13 protein-coding genes are annotated in these 19,507 nt (G+C 50.3%); 7 read left to right on the forward strand and 6 right to left on the reverse strand.

Translation table 11 applies throughout. The features are described 5' to 3' along the window. Window positions 1-44: 44 nt before the first annotated feature. A complete protein-coding gene (locus tag I3X05_RS10290; protein WP_337970695.1) occupies window positions 45-2,393 on the reverse strand; it encodes a helicase-related protein in 2,349 nt (782 codons plus the stop codon). 239 nt (window positions 2,394-2,632) lie between these two features. On the opposite strand from I3X05_RS10290, the gene I3X05_RS10295 reads away from it, so the two are divergent. From I3X05_RS10295 to I3X05_RS10305, 3 genes are all read left to right on the forward strand, one after another. Next, window positions 2,633-4,321, forward strand: a complete 1,689-nt coding sequence (locus tag I3X05_RS10295) for an NAD-dependent malic enzyme (RefSeq protein ID WP_039443825.1) — start codon at window positions 2,633-2,635, stop codon at window positions 4,319-4,321. 133 nt (window positions 4,322-4,454) lie between these two features. Beyond that, the gene (locus I3X05_RS10300) at window positions 4,455-5,186 is read left to right on the forward strand and encodes a SanA/YdcF family protein (protein WP_193167515.1); all 732 of its coding nucleotides are present in this window, start codon (window positions 4,455-4,457) and stop codon (window positions 5,184-5,186) included. A 215-nt stretch (window positions 5,187-5,401) separates the two neighbouring features. Next, complete coding sequence (locus I3X05_RS10305; protein ID WP_045571921.1) at window positions 5,402-6,772, forward strand: SLC13 family permease; 1,371 nt, start codon at window positions 5,402-5,404, stop codon at window positions 6,770-6,772. 134 nt (window positions 6,773-6,906) lie between these two features. Here I3X05_RS10305 and I3X05_RS10310 read toward each other — a convergent pair whose 3' ends face one another. After that, entirely contained in the window at window positions 6,907-8,226 is a 1,320-nt protein-coding gene (locus I3X05_RS10310; RefSeq protein ID WP_045571922.1) for a diguanylate cyclase, read from the reverse strand. Between the two features lie 334 nt (window positions 8,227-8,560). Here I3X05_RS10310 and I3X05_RS10315 point away from each other — a divergent pair, with 334 nt between their 5' ends. Continuing rightward, complete coding sequence (locus tag I3X05_RS10315; protein ID WP_337970696.1) at window positions 8,561-9,385, forward strand: DUF2797 domain-containing protein; 825 nt, start codon at window positions 8,561-8,563, stop codon at window positions 9,383-9,385. Between the two features lie 361 nt (window positions 9,386-9,746). Here the strand turns inward: I3X05_RS10315 and I3X05_RS10320 are convergent, their stop codons facing one another. Together I3X05_RS10320 and I3X05_RS10325 are read right to left on the reverse strand one after the other, a co-directional pair. Next, window positions 9,747-10,982, reverse strand: a complete 1,236-nt coding sequence (locus tag I3X05_RS10320; RefSeq protein ID WP_337970697.1) for a cysteine desulfurase-like protein — start codon at window positions 10,980-10,982, stop codon at window positions 9,747-9,749. Next, window positions 10,966-11,625 (reverse strand): 2OG-Fe dioxygenase family protein, encoded by a 660-nt coding sequence (locus tag I3X05_RS10325; RefSeq protein WP_082069787.1) that lies wholly within the window; start codon window positions 11,623-11,625, stop codon window positions 10,966-10,968. Before I3X05_RS10325 ends, I3X05_RS10320 begins: the two co-directional genes overlap by 17 nt. Before the next feature lie 433 nt (window positions 11,626-12,058). On the opposite strand from I3X05_RS10325, the gene trxB reads away from it, so the two are divergent. The 3 genes from trxB to cydC all read left to right on the forward strand — a co-directional run bounded on the left by trxB (window position 12,059) and on the right by cydC (window position 16,627). Further along, window positions 12,059-13,018, forward strand: coding sequence for a thioredoxin-disulfide reductase (gene trxB, locus I3X05_RS10330; protein WP_045571926.1), 960 nt, complete (start codon window positions 12,059-12,061; stop codon window positions 13,016-13,018). A 107-nt stretch (window positions 13,019-13,125) separates the two neighbouring features. Further along, the gene (gene cydD, locus I3X05_RS10335) at window positions 13,126-14,913 is read left to right on the forward strand and encodes a heme ABC transporter permease/ATP-binding protein CydD (protein ID WP_337970698.1); all 1,788 of its coding nucleotides are present in this window, start codon (window positions 13,126-13,128) and stop codon (window positions 14,911-14,913) included. Next, window positions 14,906-16,627: a heme ABC transporter ATP-binding protein/permease CydC gene (gene cydC, locus I3X05_RS10340; protein ID WP_193157817.1), complete on the forward strand. Its 1,722-nt coding sequence runs from the start codon at window positions 14,906-14,908 to the stop codon at window positions 16,625-16,627. Before cydD ends, cydC begins: the two co-directional genes overlap by 8 nt. Window positions 16,628-16,884: 257 nt before the next feature. On the opposite strand, the gene serC is transcribed toward cydC, so the two are convergent. Continuing rightward, window positions 16,885-17,979, reverse strand: coding sequence for a 3-phosphoserine/phosphohydroxythreonine transaminase (serC, locus tag I3X05_RS10345; protein ID WP_193157816.1), 1,095 nt, complete (start codon window positions 17,977-17,979; stop codon window positions 16,885-16,887). A 128-nt stretch (window positions 17,980-18,107) separates the two neighbouring features. Further along, complete coding sequence (locus I3X05_RS10350) at window positions 18,108-19,370, reverse strand: DUF945 family protein (protein ID WP_193157815.1); 1,263 nt, start codon at window positions 19,368-19,370, stop codon at window positions 18,108-18,110. Window positions 19,371-19,507: the final 137 nt, after the last annotated feature.

The following is a 19,507-nucleotide window of genomic DNA, read 5'->3' on the forward strand; positions in this document are numbered from 1 at the left end:
ACTCATCGTTTGAGAAAGCAAATTTTATTCCCATTTACCTATGGCTAACGCACATCGACAATACGGCTCGCTTTACGATACTGGACTTTCCAACCTGAAAAGCGCGGCAACTCCCAACGTTTCGGATCTTCTTTGCGATTGCCGCCACAGTGGACCACTTGCACCAGCTTACGCGCCGGGAAATACTCCACCTGCAATTGCAGATCCGATAAGGTCAACGATAATGGATACTGCTGTGCAAAATCGGCGTATTGCCAGTCTGGAATGCCGGCAAAAGGAAAGTCGGCGGCGTCAAACAGCGCCATCTCTTCTAGCGTATTCACCCCCAATGTATCTAACTGCTCGGCAAACCAAACATCAAAACTCACTTCTTTACTGTGAACTGAATTATTGTCATTCAGGCCTAATGCACAAAAAAGTTTCCAATGTTCAATTTGTTGGTGGCGCTCGGTATAAAATCCGTCCAACAGTTGACCCGACTTCACCTGCGCGACAATCGCTTGAATCGCACTTTCACCTTGCGGCTGCACCAGCTTACTGGCGACAACGCGTCCGGCGAATATTCGCTCCATCAACACTTGGCCTTGCTCGCTCTGTAAGCGGCTTTCGGCCTGACGCCACTCCCCTAGATCGAGCTCATCAACCAAGGTTAGCGCCACGGGCATCATTACCGAAGCGAGATTGAGCGTCTGCTTAACGCCTCGACCAGGCAGAGAGTGGCTATCTAGCACCACCGCCGCTTGCGCCTTGTCCGCAAAGCGGCTCTGTTTGCCCACCAGCATCTCCATCTGGCCGTTACCAAGCGCCTCCTGCCTTTTGGCGCGGCGAACAAACAGCAGCTCCGGGTGTAACGTGGCGATTGCTTTTGCCAGCGCTTCCCGATGATAGCGCGACGCCACCTCCAGTTCTGGTAGCTCAAACAGCGCGCGCATTTGCTCTGCCAGCCCCATCGCCTCTGTCAGAGCTTGCTCATCGATGTTGACGCCGGGATAGCGTTTGCCACGAACTAGGCCAATCAATAACGTGACATCGCACAAGTTCGGTTCAGCAACATCGAGCTCTTGCGCTTGTTCGCCACCAGCGAGCTGATATAAGTTAGCGGGCACCGAGAGCGCCGCGGCAAGGTCAATCATCGCCTCTTTAAGCGCTTTGCTGGGCATGCGCGTGACAAGGTCGGCGTACAGTGTGTCAATTGGCAGTGGGTTGAGTAGTCTGCCGTGATCTGTCACACGCCCGAGTTGATCGATGGCTTGCATGGTACGCAGTACTTCGCTGGCCTGACCAAGCGATTTTTCCGGCAACGGGTCGAGAAACGGCAACTCAGCCAATTGATAGCCACAACAAGCTGCAGAGAGCATCGGCTCGCTGAGTTCCTCACGTTGCAGTTCAGGTGGTGTAGCAAGTTCCATCGGCGCATGTTCACCAAACAGTCTGACGCAGCGACCGGCCATCACTCGGCCTGCGCGCCCCGCTCGCTGCGCCGCACTGGCTTTGGAGATAGTGCTTAACACCAGTGCAGTTCGTCCGTTGCGTTGCACGTTACGCCGCTCTAAACCGGAATCGATCACGCAGGTGATGTTAGGAATGGTCAGCGAGGTTTCAGCCACATTGGTGGCAAGAACCACTTTTCGCAGCGGCTGGACCGTTAATGCTCGCTGTCTTTCTTCGTCACTCACACTGGCATGCAGCGTCACCACCATGATGTCAGTGAAGGCTCTTAGCGCCTGCGCCACTTGCGCTATCTCTTTTCGCCCGGGCAAAAACACTAAAATATCTTCCCCGCCTCGCGTCAGTTCATTGCCGATGGTCTCAACCACTGAGCGTTCTAGAAATTTCTTCTGCGGCAGTTGCCTGCTCTCTTGCGCCAGATGCTGCACTTCAACCGGAAAGCAGCGCCCGTGAGAGACGATGCGGTGAGCGGCAAGATAGCTGACCAAGCGATCTCCCGCCATGGTCGCCGACGTGACGATCAAACGATGCTCGCCACGCACTTTCAGCATCGCGGTGAGTAAGTCCATATCCCAGCGGCGTTCATGAAATTCGTCAATCAAAACAATATCAAACGATTTTAGACCGTCCTCGGCAAACCAGCGCAGCGCCACGCCCGGTGTGACAAACACAATCGGTGTATTCTTTTCAAAAACCGCTTTGAGTTTTATCGCGTAGCCGACCTGTACACCGAGCGCTGAACCCGACTGCTGCGCTAGGTATTGCGCCAATGACGTGCAGACGATGCGGCGCGGTTCTATCACCAACACCCGGCCATGTTCTGACGCCCACAATGGCAAACGCGTTGACTTTCCTGAGCCGGTTTCTGCCTCTACCACCAAATGAGAATGTAAAATTTTTGTTTCAAATTGTGATTTAACACTATCGATGGGCAGAGCAGTCATAACAAATTCGCCGTGTTTAATTTGGACTCGCATTATAGTCAAACAGGCAGGTAACAACAGGCTTAGCGGCTAACAATTGTGTATTCCAATTGGTATCAATTGTTTTAAAAGGCGTTTCGCCTAGCGTGTAAACAATTTTGCCAACGAATGTTTTGATGTATATCAAGTCCTATTTACAACTAAACAGTGAAGCCGTTATCATTTTCGCCGTTTCCTCAAACCCTACGTTAAGGCACCCAATGAATAACGATAAACGCCCACTTTACATCCCTTTCGCGGGCCCAGCGCTTCTCAGCACGCCACTACTCAACAAAGGAAGCGCATTTTCCAGTGAAGAACGCGTTTCTTTTAACCTTGAAGGTCTGCTTCCAGAAACCACTGAGACCATTCAAGAGCAAGTTGAACGTGCTTACATGCAGTACAAAGCGTTCGAAAGCGACATGGATAAGCACATCTACTTGCGTAACATTCAAGATACCAACGAAACGCTGTTCTACCGTTTGGTACAAAATCACATCACCGAAATGATGCCGATCATCTATACGCCAACGGTTGGTGCGGCATGTGAAAACTTTTCCAATATCTATCGCCGTGGCCGCGGGCTGTTTGTCTCTTACGCCAACCGCGATCGCATCGATGACCTGCTCAACAACGCATCGAACCATAACGTCAAGGTGATCGTTGTTACCGACGGCGAACGTATTCTTGGCTTGGGTGACCAAGGGATCGGCGGGATGGGCATTCCTATCGGAAAACTTTCCCTCTACACCGCCTGTGGCGGCATCAGCCCTGCTTATACGCTACCTATTGTGCTCGATGTGGGTACCAATAACCCACAACGTTTAGCAGATCCAATGTACATGGGGTGGCGTCATCCACGCATTACTGGCCCAGATTACGACGCGTTTATTGATGAGTTCATGCAAGCAGTACATCGCCGCTGGCCAGACGCACTGATCCAGTTTGAAGATTTTGCACAGAAAAACGCCATGCCGCTGCTTGAGCGTTACAAAAATCGCGTCTGCTGTTTCAACGATGACATCCAAGGAACCGCTGCAGTGACGGTCGGTTCCCTACTGGCGGCGTGTAAAGCGGCAGGTAGCAAGTTGTCTGAACAGCGCATTACTTTCTTGGGTGCTGGCTCTGCAGGCTGCGGCATTGCAGAAGCCATCATCGCGCAGATGGTGTCGGAAGGCATTTCGGATGAGCAAGCGCGTTCGCAAGTATTCATGGTCGACCGTTGGGGTCTACTGCAAGAGGGCATGCCAAACCTACTCGATTTTCAGCAGCGTTTGGTGCAAAAGCACGCCGTCACTGGCGAGTGGCAATCGGAAGGAAACGGATTCTCTCTGTTTGATGTGGTGATGAACGCCAAACCGACGGTGCTGATCGGTGTCTCTGGTGCCCCCGGTCTGTTTACCCAAGAGATCATTGAAGAGATGCACAAACACTGTCCGCGTCCAATCATCTTCCCGCTGTCAAACCCGACCAGCCGTGTGGAAGCGATTCCGGCTGATATTATTCGCTGGACCAAAGGTGAAGCGCTGGTGGCAACTGGCAGCCCGTTTGATCCGGTGATTCATGAAGGCAAAACCTACCCGATCGCCCAGTGCAACAACAGCTACATTTTCCCGGGTATTGGCCTTGGCGTTTTGGCGGTTAACGCGCGACGCGTCACTGACGAAATGCTGATGGAATCGAGCCGCGCGCTGGCGACCTGTTCGCCGTTGGCGATTCATGGTCGTGGCGCTCTGCTGCCACCACTGGAAGAGATCCATACGGTATCTAAACGCATCGCCTATGCGGTAGCGAAGAAAGCCATTGAACAAGGCGTCGCGTTGGAGATCGCCGACGATGCGCTGCAAGTGGCCATTGAACAGCATTTCTGGCAACCGGTCTATCGCCGTTACAAACGTACCGCGTTCTAAGCCTCTCCCTTTCAGCCCTCGCATGCGAGGGCTTTTTCTTCACCAATTTGTCGATTTTTACGAGAATAGAGCTTCATTGTCTGCTTTACTTTCCGTTATGATGCGAGTTCTCAATAACTTGGAGTGAAGAGCATTGGATCATCCGCTTTGCCAAACACACGCAAAACGTCGCTGGAAAAAACTGGCGCTGCTGGTGTTTGTGTTGCTGATCCTTTTTGCCGCGGCGGTTATCGCGGTTGACCGCTGGGTCAGCTATCAAGCGAGTGAACGCATCATCACCTCTTACGACCAAGTACGGCCATTCGATGTCGCAGTGGTACTCGGAACCAGCAAATACATCGGCAAGACACTCAACAGCTATTACACCCACCGAATTGAAGCCGCAATTGAGCTCTATCGCTTAGACAAGGTGCAACACTTTTTGCTGAGCGGTGACAACGCCCATCGTTCCTACAACGAACCTTGGACAATGAAGCGTGATTTGCTCAAAGCAGGTGTGCCTGAAACCGCCATTCATCTCGACTATGCCGGTTTTCGCACGCTCGACTCGATTGTGCGGGCAAAAAAGATTTTTGTTACCGAAAACTTTCTCATCATCACGCAACGTTTTCACTGTGAGCGCGCACTTCTTATCGCGAATGCATACCACATTAACGCGCAGTGCCTAGCGGTTGCCGGGCCGGACAATCCATCGCAAACGTGGTCAGTACGCATTCGAGAGATTTTTGCGCGCAGCAAAGCGTTATTAGACCTCTACATTATTGATACTCAACCTCGTTTTCTCGGGCCTCAACAACCAATTCTGCGCAGAACGGACGAAGGGGATGCACCCATGTCTGACTCCATCCCATCAGCCAATGGGTAGGAATCTACTCCTTTTCATTCCAGCACCTCACACTTTGTTGCTATTAAGTTAAAAGCCACCAACATAGATTGCACAACTCTCGTAACATCCAAGTAACACAAGTCAGATATTCGCCTCTGCAACAACCGTCCTTGCCATGCCCAGCACAGTGCTGAGCTCTAGGTCGGTTGACAAAACAACAACACGCTACAGAGGCAGAGCAAAAGGAGCACTCAATGACTGCACTCGTCGTTACTCTAAGAAACTGGTTTTTCACCAGAAACAGCATGATATTTATCGCCAATATTTTGTTGTTTATCACTCTGCTGGAGACGCTACCGTTTGACCCAAAAGTGGTGATCGGTTTAAGCATTCTCACTTTCGTCGCAGTATTGTGGCTGACTGAAGCAATCCACGTCAGTATCACCGCTTTGTTAGTGCCGCTGCTGGCGATTTTCTCCGGCATTTTCGACACGCAAGCTGCGCTAAACAACTTTTCTAACTCGATCATTTTCTTATTTCTAGGCGGTTTCGCTCTCGCAGCGGCACTGCACAAGCAAAAACTTGATCAAGCAATTGCGGATAAAGTGTTGCTGATTGCAGGCGGCAAAATGTCAACAGCGGTATTCATGCTGTTTGGTGTCAGCGCCGGTTTGTCGATGTGGATTTCGAACACCGCCACCACCGCAATGATGTTGCCACTGGTTTTGGGCGTGATGAGCAAACTTGACCGCGAAAAAAACCATAACACCTACCTGTTTGTGCTGCTTGGTATTGCTTACTGCGCGTCGATTGGCGGGATCGCCACCATCGTCGGTAGCCCACCTAATGCCATCGCGGCAGCAGAAGTTGGCCTCGATTTCACAGGCTGGATGAAGCTCGGTATGCCGATCACCTTCTTGCTATTGCCAATCGCGCTAATCGTTCTCTACAGCATGACCAAGCCGAACCTCAAGCATTCGTTTGAACTTGACCACCAACCGGTTGAGTGGACCAACGGCAAGCTCATCACACTGGCCATCTTCTTAGTCACGGTGACTCTGTGGATCTTCTCTAAACCGATCAACAGTATGCTGGGCGGCTTTAAGAGCTTTGATACGCTAGTTGCCATCGGCGCCATCTTAGCGCTGGGCGTTTCTCGTGCGGTTGAATGGAAAGACATCGAAAAAACCACCGATTGGGGCGTTCTGATCCTATTTGGCGGCGGTATCTGCTTGAGTAATGTACTGAAAGCAACCGGCACCAGCGTCTTCCTCGCTCAAGGCCTCAGTGCTTTCCTTGACCAAGCGGGGATGTTGCTGAGTATCTTGGCAGTGGTGACTTTCGTGGTGTTCTTAACCGAGTTTGCCAGTAACACCGCTAGTGCGGCGCTGCTTGTTCCTGTGTTTGCCACCATTGCAGAAGCGCTGGGCATTTCACCAGTGATTCTTTCCGCGCTGATTGCGATTTCGGCTTCCTGTGCATTCATGCTGCCCGTGGCGACGCCACCCAATGCAATTGTGTTTGCCACCGGGCACATTAAGCAAAGTGAAATGATGCGTATTGGTATGGTGCTCAACATCGCCTGTATTGCCGCACTCACTCTCTTCGCCGCGATATTTTGGTAATCAGTTTCACTTTGCAGATGCGCAAATCCGTCTAGGATGATGCTTTGCAAAAGCTTGCCCCTTCCCCGGGGCAATCTGCAGCCCCTGTTAGGTGGCCAAGTGCCACCTTTTTTAATTTGTTTTCAACGCAGCGTTTATGCAGAGGCGGCGGTATTGCCGTAGTTCACTTCTACCCGATTACGCCCGCGGTGCTTGGCCTGATAAAGCGCTTCATCCGCACGTGCCAACACCTCGGTTATCCGCTCTGCGCCCATTTCCGCCACACCTATACTGCACGTCAGCAGCCCACCATGTAACCAAATATGCTGTGCAATATGACGACGCAAGCGCTCCGCCTTTTCACTCGCTTGATGCAAATGGATACCCGGGCAAAACACGACAAATTCTTCGCCGCCCCAGCGGACTAACCGTTCATCGCCTTCGAGCAAACTGGCGACCACCATGACAAACTCACGGAGAATGTCATCCCCCATCTGATGTCCATAGCGGTCATTGATGTGTTTGAATTTATCAAGATCGAGATAAAGCAGCGACAAAGACTCTTGCCCCCAACGCACTTGTCGAGCGGTTTGATTGAGCCAATCACGCACTGCATGACGGTTCATCGCTCCGGTCAAAGCGTCGCGGTGCGCCAGCTCGGCAAACTCATAATTTTGCGCGCGTAAATCGGCGTTGAGCTTTTTCAAGTGTAATTGACGTGCACGCACCTCACGAAAGGCTCGTTTGCTTTTACGCAGTTCATTGAGTGAAAAGGCCAAGCCGAGCAACACCCAAGAAAAAAGCAACGTGGTAAGCAGCGTCTCTTTCGCAAGATAAGCGCCTTCAAACTCGATACTTTCGACTTGCAGATGGTGATGACCCAAGCGTGCCCCCGAACCCGTCGCTAAGTCGATGCGCACAATGTTAGTGAACTCCGGCCCCGATTCGACAATCGGAATTTTGTTGTCTGACAGCCACCAGCTCATCACTTGCAAGTTAGCCAGAGGAATTTCAATCGTCTGCGCGCCTTGCACGACACTAAACTCCACGCCGTTGTATTTATAGCTGTACTCTTGCTCTGCCGTCGAATAGACCAGATTGAAGTTGCGCAAATAGAAGCGCAGTCGAGGCTCGCTACTCTCCGGTGCATCATAGCGAAGCCGTAGTCTGACTGTATGATAGTTTGAAAGATCAAGCCCTTGTGTTTTTGTCACCGTATCGGTGTGAATGGAAATACCACAATAAGGCCACGGGTAGTTTTCCAGTTTGAGTTGACATTGCAGATCGAGGGCTTGGTTGTGGGTGTGCATTTCCGACTGGCTGACTCCCCCATCGAGGCGATCATCATTGGAATAAAAAGTGAATTGATCCGGTGTGACGAGGAGTACGCGTGTATCGCCTAGCGCCCGATAGAGCAAAAACAGCGCTATGGTACCTATTGCCAAGACAAGCACCAGTTTAGGGATCGATTTCATCATTGCTCTCCACACTGCTCCAAAAAATCGGGAAAATCGAAACTTAAAATGCAAAACTTTTTTTAGCTTTTTATTGTTATTCTTAATTTAGTTACATCTTATCTTAATCACTAATGTGATATTAGTTCAGAAATGGTCAAGTCTGTTTAAAAGCGCATAATTGCGACATAGTTCACGTCGCAAAATAAGCATGCAATCACATAGCCTGCTGGCACTATCCGTCCTCGCAATCGGTCAAGAACAAGGCGTTTGCAAACCGAATACGGCAAAAGCTGCCCACAGTCGCTATCAGCCCTGATATACTGCAAAAAAAAGCAAAACAATGAGTAATGTCATGTCAAAGCAAATCACCGGCACGCTGGATAAACTGCGTGCGACCCTCGACGGCGTTGTGTCCTACCGCCTCCCGGTCGGAGAGGAAGAAATTGAACTCAACCGCCTGATTGGCCAACCTATTCGCCTCACTTATACCGGCAATATTTTTTGTAGTTCATGCGGCAAAAAAACCAAGAAAAGCTACGCACAAGGCCACTGCTATGTCTGTATGAGCAAACTGGCCAGTTGCGATATGTGCATTATGAAGCCAGAAACCTGCCATTACGCGGCGGGCACTTGTCGCGAGCCTGAGTGGGCACAGAGTCACTGCATGGTGGATCATTTCGTTTATCTTTCTAACACCTCCAGCCTCAAAGTGGGCATCACACGTCATACGCAAATTCCGACCCGCTGGATTGACCAAGGGGCGACGCAAGGCTTGCCAATATTGAAGGTAAAAACTCGTCATATTTCCGGTTTGCTTGAAGTGGAACTGGCGAAGCACATCGCCGATAAAACCAACTGGCGTGCCCTTCTTAAAGGTGATGGCCAACCACTCGATCTCGCCGAGCAAGCCAACGTATTGTTGCCGTTGCTGGAAGAGAAAATCGCTCAGGTAAAAGCCGAGTTTGGTGAAGAGAGCGTTGAAGTCGTGCATGACAGCTTGACCTCTCTGGCGTATCCGGTTGAGCACTACCCAACCAAGATCACATCGCACAACTTTGATAAAGAGCCACAAGTGAGCGGCATTTTGCAGGGAATTAAAGGGCAATACCTGATTTTAGATACTGGCGTTATCAATATTCGCAAGTTCACATCTTACGAAGTGGAATTCGAAGGCTAGAGATCGCCTAAACTATATTCGCCTCAATGATAGAAAGAGCCCGCACTTAGCGGGCTCTGAGTTCTCATGTAACTAGGGTCTGTTGACCTTTTGAGATGATTTTTGCAGCAGTTTGTGGGTTCTTTGTGCAAGGCAGAGGCTTTGAATTGTAGGGGCCTACATGATAAGCCGATAACGCAGCAAAAAGGAGCCACAAACGCTGCCCGAAGGGTTCGAGCTAGGCGCCCCCGCAAAAAGCGTTTTACTCTTTGTTGAGAGGTGTTTTGCTTAGAATGACTAGGCTACAAACCTCTCGCCGCGATTAAAACGCTTTTATCTCGAACAAAATTTAACCGCAAAAGGTCAACAGACCCTAGAGTGACTACTGATCGAGAATACTTTCCAACACGTTAAACAGCAGATCGATCTCTTCAACGGTGTTGTAGTGCATACAACCAATGCGGATCACGCCACCGCTCTCTTCTAAACCAAGCTGACGAACCAAACCCAATGCGTAGAAGTGGCCATTCCACACACAAATGTTGTGCTCACCCAAGGTCTTGGCGATAAAACCCGGTGGATATTGCGCAAAACGCACTGCAAACGTCGGAGTACGTTTGTCGCTTGCACTGTCGTTGATGCCGTATAAGGTCGCGCCATCTAACGCACTTAAACGCTGTAAAAAGTGCTGGCTGAGGCGCTCTTCATGCAGATTGTATTGCGCGTAACTCTGCACTAAACGCTGGCGCAACGGCAGATGCGGCTCGCCAAACTGCGCCAGATACTCCACCGACGCCGTCACACCCGCCAAGCCTTCAAAACTCTGGGTGCCCGTTTCAAAACGGCCAGGGCCAACATTGGTGGCAGGTTCCACTTTGTAAGGTTGTAGTGATTGCAGCCAAGGCTCTGCCACAAACGCGATGCCAACGTGCGGGCCGAAGAATTTATACGCCGAGCAAGCAAGGAAATCACAGCCAAGTGCCTGCACATCGACCAAGTGGTGTGGCAGATAATGCACCGCATCCACGTAAACCTGCGCGCCCACCGAATGTGCTAACTCAACCACCCGCTCGACATCCACAATCGAACCCGTAGTATTTGAGGCATAAGTAACTGCCACCAAACGCGTTTTCTCATTGAGCAATTGCTCAAGATGCGCCATGTCGAGCGTGCAGTCTGACTCGTTGACTCGCACTTGATGCACAATGGCCCCTTTGTCTTGCGCCGCTTGCTGCCAGCTCGATACGTTGGAGTAGTGATCCAAGGCGGTGACAATCACTTCGTCGCCCGCCTGCCAATCACGGCTGATGGCACGGCTCAATTGGAAAGTCAGCGAAGTCATGTTCGCGCCAAACACAATGTTGTCGGCACTGGGGGCATTGAGCAATGCTTGCGCGGATTGGCGCGCCTGCGCCATCACATCCACCGTGATCTGGCTAGAAAAATAGTGCCCGCCTAAGTTGGAGTTGTAATGACCCAGATAACCAATCATCGCATCCAGCACCGATTGCGGCACTTGAGAGCCGCCCGGACCATCAAAGAAGGTCACCGGTTTATCATTGTGGTACTGATGCAGCGCGGAAAACTGTCCGCGAACTTGCTCAAGATTGAAGTTCATGTGCAGCCCCTTTGGCAGTCAACACAAACACGTCCATATACCCTTCATGCGCGTTTTCCAGAGCGCGGATCGGTTTGGCGTTGTGCCACAACTTGCTGTCTGCCAGCATAGCCACTTCGCCATTTTCTAGCACTTTTCTAAAGAAAGGCTCGGCGTGGAAGTCGCTATACAGCAGAATATCACCGCCTTCGATGTTATTGCGGCCGATGCCGACAATAGCGATGTGATCAAAACCGTCTTGGTGCACCCCTTCTGGCGCCACTTCGGTTTGGTCGTAAATGGCGGTGATACGGATCTGATGGATTTCAATTTCCTGCCCATCGCGCAGATTATTTTTATGGGCAAAGAGCTGACACATTTCGCAAAAACCTTCACTGTGTAAAGTGTGCGACTCGATCGGCTCGAACTGCCGGGTCACATCGCCTTGAAAACGATTGATATCCGAACTCTGCACAAAGTTACTCTTCTGCAAATCGATCAACTTTCCTTGCTTCATCTGCACGACAGAATAGCGACGCAGACGGTACTTTCCATCGGCATGTTCCGTATGCGGCAAGGTCGCGAACGAGGGAGAGAGTTGTTCGATCGCTTGGCGGCTCAGTTGGGTTAAATGTAAAGTGTTCTCGTGCGAATGTAGCATCATTCACTCCTTTGATAGATACATTTGTTGTTATATTTGTTAACAATAAATTCACATATAGGATACGAGTAAATATCGTCAAAGCAACGTTTAACCACAACTTATTTCAATATATTTATATATTCGACATATAATACCATATTAATTTAAATTACCAGTTCAATAGCCCAAACTGAGCACTTGGCCGATTCCAAAAGCAGTGAAGTTCACTAACATTGAAACTAAAGCTAATATTTTCATAATGTTAAGTTCATTTTTCCCATCAAATGATCTTTAGCTACGTTAGCTCATCAAAAATATGGAACGCCCGCACCAAAGCACAAACTTAGCTATAACCTATAACCAGAAATTCGTTACAGTGTGTGGCTTGCATCTTTTATTAGGCCAATATTTTCCATACAATCAGGCAAATTTATCTGCCCGATAGGGAGTCGAAATGAGCGACGTAAAACACTGTAAATTATTAATTCTTGGGTCTGGTCCTGCGGGGTACACCGCCGCGGTTTACGCAGCTCGAGCCAACTTAAACCCAGTGCTGATTACTGGGATGCAACAAGGTGGTCAGCTCACTACCACCACTGAAGTGGAAAACTGGCCGGGCGATGCGGAAGGACTCACTGGCCCTGCTCTGATGGATCGCATGAAAGAGCATGCAGAACGCTTTGAAACTGAAATCATCTTTGATCACATTAACCAAGTTGAACTAACTTCTCGTCCATTCCGTCTTAAAGGCGACTCTGGCGAGTACACTTGTGATGCACTGATCATCTCAACCGGCGCATCAGCCAAATACCTAGGTTTAGACTCTGAAGAAGCCTTTAAAGGTCGCGGTGTTTCGGCTTGTGCCACCTGTGATGGTTTCTTCTACCGCAATCAAAAAGTTGCGGTGGTGGGCGGCGGCAATACCGCAGTTGAAGAAGCGCTTTATCTGTCAAACATCGCTGCTGAAGTGCACCTTATTCACCGTCGTGATTCCTTCCGCGCAGAGAAAATCCTCATCAATCGTCTGATGGACAAAGTGCAAAATGGCAATATCGTGCTGCATACTGACCGCGTGCTGGATGAAGTGCTCGGCGATGAGATGGGTGTGACAGGCGTGCGCATCAAAAACGTTCACTCTGGCGAGTTCGAAGAAGTTGACGTCATGGGCACGTTTATCGCGATTGGCCACCAGCCAAACACGCAGATTTTCCAAGATCAGCTTGAGATGAAAGATGGTTACATCGTGGTGAAATCAGGTTTGGAAGGTAACGCGACCCAAACCAGCATCGAAGGTGTGTTTGCCGCTGGCGACGTGATGGATCACAACTATCGTCAAGCCATCACCTCTGCAGGCACTGGATGTATGGCAGCGCTGGATGCAGAGCGCTACCTTGATTCACTGAACGATAAATAACTTTTCACATTTGTGTCATAACCTTAAGGCCCGGCAGTGTTCCTGCCGGGCTTTCTTTTGTATACTTAGCTCCCTCGAAATAAAACAATTCTCATTAAGCCTTCACAATGGATAAAAAGAAACAACGCAGCTTGAACAAATGGCTCAAGCAGCAGAGTAAACTGGCCAAGCGCTGGTTGATGATTGCTGTTGGCCTAGGCGTATTGTCGAGCGTGTTTTTGTTGGCCCAAGCCGCTTTGCTCGCCACCATTCTTCATCAGCTCATCATAGAGCAAGTCGATAAGTCGCAACTGCTGCCGCAATTTCTCGGCCTAGTGGCACTCATCGCACTGCGAGCTCTCTGCTCGTGGGGACGCGAGATCGCGGGTTACCGTTGTGGTGAACAGATCCGCGTTTACATTCGCCAACTGATCCTCGACAAACTGCGCGAGCTTGGCCCCGCATACATCAAGGGTAAACCTGCTGGCGCGTGGGCGACCTTAGTGCTTGAGCAAGTCGACAACATGCAGGATTTCTTCGCCCGCTATTTGCCGCAAATGTCACTGGCGGTGCTGGTGCCTTTCGTCATTTTGGCGGTGGTGTTTCCGGTCAACTGGGCCGCAGGGTTGATCTTTTTGATCACCGCGCCATTGGTGCCGCTCTTTATGGCCATGGTGGGGATGAAAGCCGCCGACGCCAGTCGCAAAAACTTCAAAGCGCTGCAACGTCTCTCGGGCCATTTTTATGATCGTTTGCAAGCAATGACCACGATCCGCCTTTTTGACCGTACCCAAGCGGAAACGGAAATCATGCGCGGCGCGTCGGAAGTGTTTCGCAGCCGCACCATGGATGTGTTGCGTATCGCTTTCCTCTCTTCGGCGGTGCTGGAGTTTTTCACCTCCATCTCTATCGCTTTGACTGCGGTCTACTTTGGTTTTGCCTTTATTGGCGAACTCAACTTTGGTGATTACGGCGCTGGAGTCACACTGTTCTCCGGGTTGTTTATCCTTATTCTCGCTCCTGAGTTCTATCAACCACTGCGCGATCTCGGTACCTTCTATCACGCCAAACAGCAAGCAGTTGGCGCGGCTGAGAGCATCGTTGACTTTCTCGAAACCGAAGCGAGCAGTGTGCGCTCTGGGGACAAAAGCTTTGACCATTGCCAAGCGATTGAGATCGTCGCTCGCGATCTAGAGGTGTTTTCACCACAAGGAGAGCGCTTAGTTGGCCCAATCAGCTTTGCCATCAACGCCAACCAAACGACAGCGCTAGTAGGCCCAAGTGGCGCTGGCAAAACCAGCTTAATCAATGCGATTCTGGGCTTTTTACCGTATCAAGGCTCACTGACCATCAACAGTATTGAGCGCAGCGAGCTCGATTTAGCCAAGTGGCGCAAACAGATCAGTTGGGTTGGACAAAATCCGCTGCTACTGCACGGCTCGATTCGCGACAACATCACGCTCGGCAAAGAGCAAGTAAGCGAAACCCAACTGCGCACCGCACTGGAACAATCGTTCTCAGCTGAGTTTGTTGACCAGCACGGATTGGATTACCTCATCACCGACCGTTCCGGTGGTCTTTCTGTTGGACAAGCTCAGCGGTTGGCACTGGCTCGAGCGATGGTGCAAAACGGTGGTTTCTGGCTTTTAGACGAACCAACAGCCAGCTTAGATGCACGCAGTGAACGGCTAGTGATGCAAGGCCTTGCCAGTCAAATTCAAGGGAAAACCACCTTGATGGTGACGCACCAATTGACACCCTTACAGCACGTCGAGCAGATCCTGGTGATGCAAAACGGCCAACTGGTTCAGTCCGGCGGTTATCATGAGCTCGCAGAGCAAGCGGGCTTATTCAAACAGATGCTTAACGCCAATCAAGCACTTCATCAAACCAACAAGGGGAATCTTGATGCGTGATTTAGTTCCCTACCTAAAACTGTATAAAAAACATTGGTTCGGCCTCTCGCTCGGGATGTTGCTGGCCTTTTTGACCCTGTGCGCCTCCATCGGCCTGTTAACGCTTTCTGGTTGGTTTTTATCCGCCGCAGGCATTGCCGGGCTGACCATCGCACGGGAAACATTCAACTACATGTTGCCCGGTGCGTTTGTACGCGGCTTTGCCATGGGTCGCACTGCTGGGCGTTGGGGCGAGCGCGTTGTTAGCCACAATGCTACCTTTAAGCTTTTGACTGACTTGAGAATTTTCTTTTTCTCCAAGCTGGCACCGCTTATCCCCGGCCGCGTATCTAACCTGCGTGACGCCGATCTGCTCAACCGCTTGGTGGCCGATATCGATGCGATGGATCACGTCTATCTGCGCCTTATCAGCCCTATGGTGGTCGGTACGCTGGGCATTGCTGGCCTCACTGCGGTGCTGTGCTGGTTTGATATGACACTCGGCCTCACACTAGGGGCCATTTTGCTGGCGCTACTGCTCTGCTGGCCAGTGCTGTTTTACAAGCTGGGCAAACGCAACGGCGCAGAACTTACCCAACATCGCGCGCAATTGCGTATCGCCGCGCTTGACTGGTTACAAGGTTACAGCGAGCTAACACTGTTTGGCGCAGAAACGCGTTATCACGACGCCATTGGCGAGGCACAGCAACGCTTGATGCGTAATCAGTACTTCAATGCCCATTTTTCTGGGTTGGCTCAAGCGCTTTTGATGCTGGCCAACGGCTGGACATTAGTACTGATGCTTTGGTTAGCCGCCGATGGAGTTGGGGGTAATCCACCTGATCCAATGATCGCTTTAGTCGCCTTTGCCACCATGGCGAGCGTTGAACTGCTGATGCCGATTGCGGGCGCATTCCAACACCTTGGCCAGACGCTTTCATCCGCGCGCAGGCTCAACGAAGTGATCTTGTCAGAACCGGAAGTACGCTTCCCTGCCGAACCGGTGGCGCACAGCGGCGAATTCTCGATTGCCTACAACAATGTCTCATTCCACTACCCAGACAGCGAAAAACTGGCGCTGCAAAACGTCAATCTGTCTATCCCTGCGGGTTCAAGAATTGCGATTGTTGGGCAAACGGGCTCGGGCAAATCGACGCTTCTTCAGCTTCTCAATCGCTATTGGGATGTGCAGAGCGGTTCGATTGAAATCGCTGGTCAGCCGTTAATGCAATGGAATGAAAGCCAGCTTCGTCAAGCCTTGAGCGTCGTGAGTCAGCGGGTTGACATTTTAAATGGTAGCTTGCGTGATAACCTCTTGATGGCCTCTCCGGATGCCAGTGACGAGACCATCAGCCAAGTACTAAATAAAGTGGGACTTGACAACCTACTCGAGCACGACGGCTTAAATGCGTGGCTCGGAGACGGTGGTCGCCAGCTTTCCGGTGGTGAGAAGCGCCGTATTGGCATCGCTCGCGCCTTGCTGCACGATGCGCCGATCTTACTGCTCGACGAACCAACGGAAGGCTTGGATAAGCAAACCGAGCAGCAGATCATGCAGTTGTTCGCCAGCCATTTTGCTGGCAAAACCGTCGTTTTCATTACGCACCGTTTAGTCAACTTAGACCAGATGGACAGCATCTGTTTGATTGAACAGGGCGAAGTGGTAGAACACGGTAGCCATCGTGAGTTACTGGCCAAGCAAGGCCGCTACTATCAACTGGCGCAATCTCTTTAAAGGTCAACAAATAACCCGGGCAAGCCCGGGTTATTTTTATCCGCAGTTTTCTCTCAGCGCAGGCGATGAATGCTCATCACGAGCTACTCGCCAAACAAGGCATTTATGCCCATCTCTGGGCGCACCAAACGGGCGGGTTCCTCGGCGAGAAATAGCGTCTACGCCGTTTTTAAACCACGCGTCGTGTTTTAAATACCGAGCATAAAAAAGCGCCTTTCGGCGCTTTTCCTTTCAAAATCAAGCAATAGAGAAACCGGTTAAGCGTTTTCTTGTTCGAATTTGCGCATAAAATCCACCAGCGCTTGCACGCCTTCAAGTGGCATGGCGTTGTAAATGGAAGCGCGCATACCACCCGCAACACGGTGACCTTTAAGCGATTTAAGGCCAACGGCATCGGCTTGCTTGAGGAACAAGGCGTCTATCTCTGGCTTCACCATCTGGAACGGCACGTTCATCAACGAGCGGTTTTGCGGATGAATGTTGTTGATGTAGAAATCCGATTGATCGATGTAGTTATACAGCAGTGCCGCTTTCTCACGGTTGATCTGCTCAATCGCTTTCACGCCACCCTGCGCTTTAAGCCACTTAAACACTAAACCAGATAAGTACCATGCAAAGGTCGGCGGTGTATTGAACATCGAATCCTGCTCTGCCAGCGTTTTGTAATCCAAAACACTTGGCAATACCTGTTTCGCCAAACCAAGTAGATCATCACGGACGATGGCAATCGCGATACCAGATGGGCCGATATTTTTCTGCGCACCAGCGTAAATCACCCCATATTGGGAAACATCGATTTCACGAGACAAAATGGTGGAAGACATGTCCGCCACAATCGGTTTATCGGTAACAGGCAGATCATTGATTTCAATGCCATCGATGGTTTCATTCGGGCAAAAATGCACATAAGCAGCGTCTGGATGAATTTTCCACTGCAAAGCAGGCAATACCGCGACTTTGCCATCAATGCTGGTTTTGGCATCGAACACATCCGGCTCACAATATTTCTTCGCTTCTTCTACGGCACTCTGCGCCCAGTAGCCAGCGTCGATATAAGTGGCGGTTTGCGCGTCACCCAGCAAATTGAGTGGCACCGCAGCAAATTGTGCTCGCGCGCCACCCTGACAGAAAAGCACTTTGTAGTTATCTGGGATGTTGAGCAAATCGCGAAGATCTCGCTCGGACTGTTCCGCCACCGCGACAAATTCTTTACTGCGATGGCTGATTTCCATCACCGACGTGCCTAGCCCTTGCCAGTCAAGTAGTTCTTGCTGCGCTTGCTGCATAACCGGTTTTGGTAGTGCTGCGGGACCAGCACTAAAGTTAAATACGATATCCGTATTTTGTTCCATGACGCTCTTTGCTCCTGCTCGATGATATAAAGAAAAACTGCTCAAGTAATAGCATGTTTTTCTTTGACGAAAAACAACAAAAGAGGTCTTACGACCTCTTTTTTTCTTTAAAGCAGATTAATTGGCAATTACTGCATCATCGCGGGCATCAACAAAGAGAACAGCGGGAACGCCTGGCCATTTTCAAACACCAATTTGCCCTCTTTAATATCGGCCTTTAATTGGTAACCACCTTCAATTTGTTCAAGAAGCTCCATCACCAATAATTCATCGACACCCTCTTGGATGAATGGGTATTGCGTGACAAGTTCATTGGAGAAATAGGTGTGCACATCCCCTTGCATTGCCGTGATGATTTTCATCGGATCCTGAGTGATTTTATCTGTTCCTTGAGGAATCTGCAGATGCCATTGATTTTCAAACTTGCCCTCTCCCAACGTCATAGAGAGATTATCGATCGCGATGGCGAAGCCTTTGTCAAACAAGGTGTCGATGTGCGGCAAGATTTTGCCAAGATCTTCTTCTGTAAGTACTGGGGAATTTTGATAAATCGCCATCACTTGATTAAAAGCCTGACGATCAAGGTTTTTCAATGAGAAATCAATATTCAGATTTTGCGCTTCATTACCGTCGGACATCAGCAATTTGTTGGTTTTGAAGCTGAGCTGGCTTTCCAATCGCTCGCCCTTGGCATCTAGCTGAGTGTTGCCAAGATAGCGACTTTGATACAAGCCAAATATCGGTTGTGCATCCACATCACTGAGCTGCAACTCACCCACTTGAATATCTTGTTTACCCAGCCAGTAGCCGCTTTGTCGCTTTCCTTGCCCTGTCCCTTTGAGATTAGACAAATGCAACTCTTCACCCGATTCAAAATCCACCTGAATCGACGGCACATCAAACTCGAAATTGAGATCGCCAAGCACCGTTGCTCTGCCACTGACACTCATCGGCGCGGTAGACACTGAAACGCCCTCCACCTCGCTCTGCACGTTCCAGCTGTCCATCGCGATAGTAAAATCGGTATTACCATTAAGCTGAGTCGTGGAGGAAATCGTCAACGGTAACGTTTCTATACCCAGTAGCAATGATTGCGCATCCAGCGAGGTCAAACCGTGGGTAAGGTCAGAGCGCATCTCAAACTCCACCGGTAAACCGTCAGCTTCAAATTGCTCCGCAATCACTGGATCGATGATGGTATAGCGAGTGGTGACAACGGATGAGAGGTAACCGCGCTCATAGCTGATAATTTCCGCTTTCAGCGATTGGCTGTCGAGCTTGGCAATGCCATCTTCAATGATCGATTGGCCAATTTGACCGACCGCTAGAGGCCAGCACACCGCCAGAGAGACCGCGCCACCAAGAGCAGCCCATTTTTTTAACGTGTTCATAAAGTCACTTTGAGTGAGAAATTTGCCACAGTCTATCCTATCTGAGTATGGGATAAAACATTGAGATATATCAGGCTATTGCCACTTACCAGCTTATAGCTGATAAAACTCAAACTCAGCTCTCAAACCCCTTGTTC

Origin of the sequence: Vibrio navarrensis (assembly GCF_015767675.1) — a bacterium.
In the GTDB taxonomy this organism is placed as follows: domain Bacteria; phylum Pseudomonadota; class Gammaproteobacteria; order Enterobacterales; family Vibrionaceae; genus Vibrio.

Coding starts and splice junctions, on each gene's coding strand:
- I3X05_RS10295 (WP_039443825.1), top strand. CDS start 2,633: ATGAATAACGATAAACGCCCACTTTACATCCCTTTCGCGGGCCCAGCG.
- I3X05_RS10305 (WP_045571921.1), top strand. CDS start 5,402: ATGACTGCACTCGTCGTTACTCTAAGAAACTGGTTTTTCACCAGAAAC.
- I3X05_RS10350 (WP_193157815.1), bottom strand. CDS start 19,370: ATGAACACGTTAAAAAAATGGGCTGCTCTTGGTGGCGCGGTCTCTCTG.
- serC (WP_193157816.1), bottom strand. CDS start 17,979: ATGGAACAAAATACGGATATCGTATTTAACTTTAGTGCTGGTCCCGCA.
- trxB (WP_045571926.1), top strand. CDS start 12,059: ATGAGCGACGTAAAACACTGTAAATTATTAATTCTTGGGTCTGGTCCT.
- I3X05_RS10325 (WP_082069787.1), bottom strand. CDS start 11,625: ATGATGCTACATTCGCACGAGAACACTTTACATTTAACCCAACTGAGC.
- I3X05_RS10310 (WP_045571922.1), bottom strand. CDS start 8,226: ATGAAATCGATCCCTAAACTGGTGCTTGTCTTGGCAATAGGTACCATA.
- I3X05_RS10290 (WP_337970695.1), bottom strand. CDS start 2,393: ATGACTGCTCTGCCCATCGATAGTGTTAAATCACAATTTGAAACAAAA.
- cydC (WP_193157817.1), top strand. CDS start 14,906: ATGCGTGATTTAGTTCCCTACCTAAAACTGTATAAAAAACATTGGTTC.
- cydD (WP_337970698.1), top strand. CDS start 13,126: ATGGATAAAAAGAAACAACGCAGCTTGAACAAATGGCTCAAGCAGCAG.
- I3X05_RS10315 (WP_337970696.1), top strand. CDS start 8,561: ATGTCAAAGCAAATCACCGGCACGCTGGATAAACTGCGTGCGACCCTC.
- I3X05_RS10320 (WP_337970697.1), bottom strand. CDS start 10,982: ATGAACTTCAATCTTGAGCAAGTTCGCGGACAGTTTTCCGCGCTGCAT.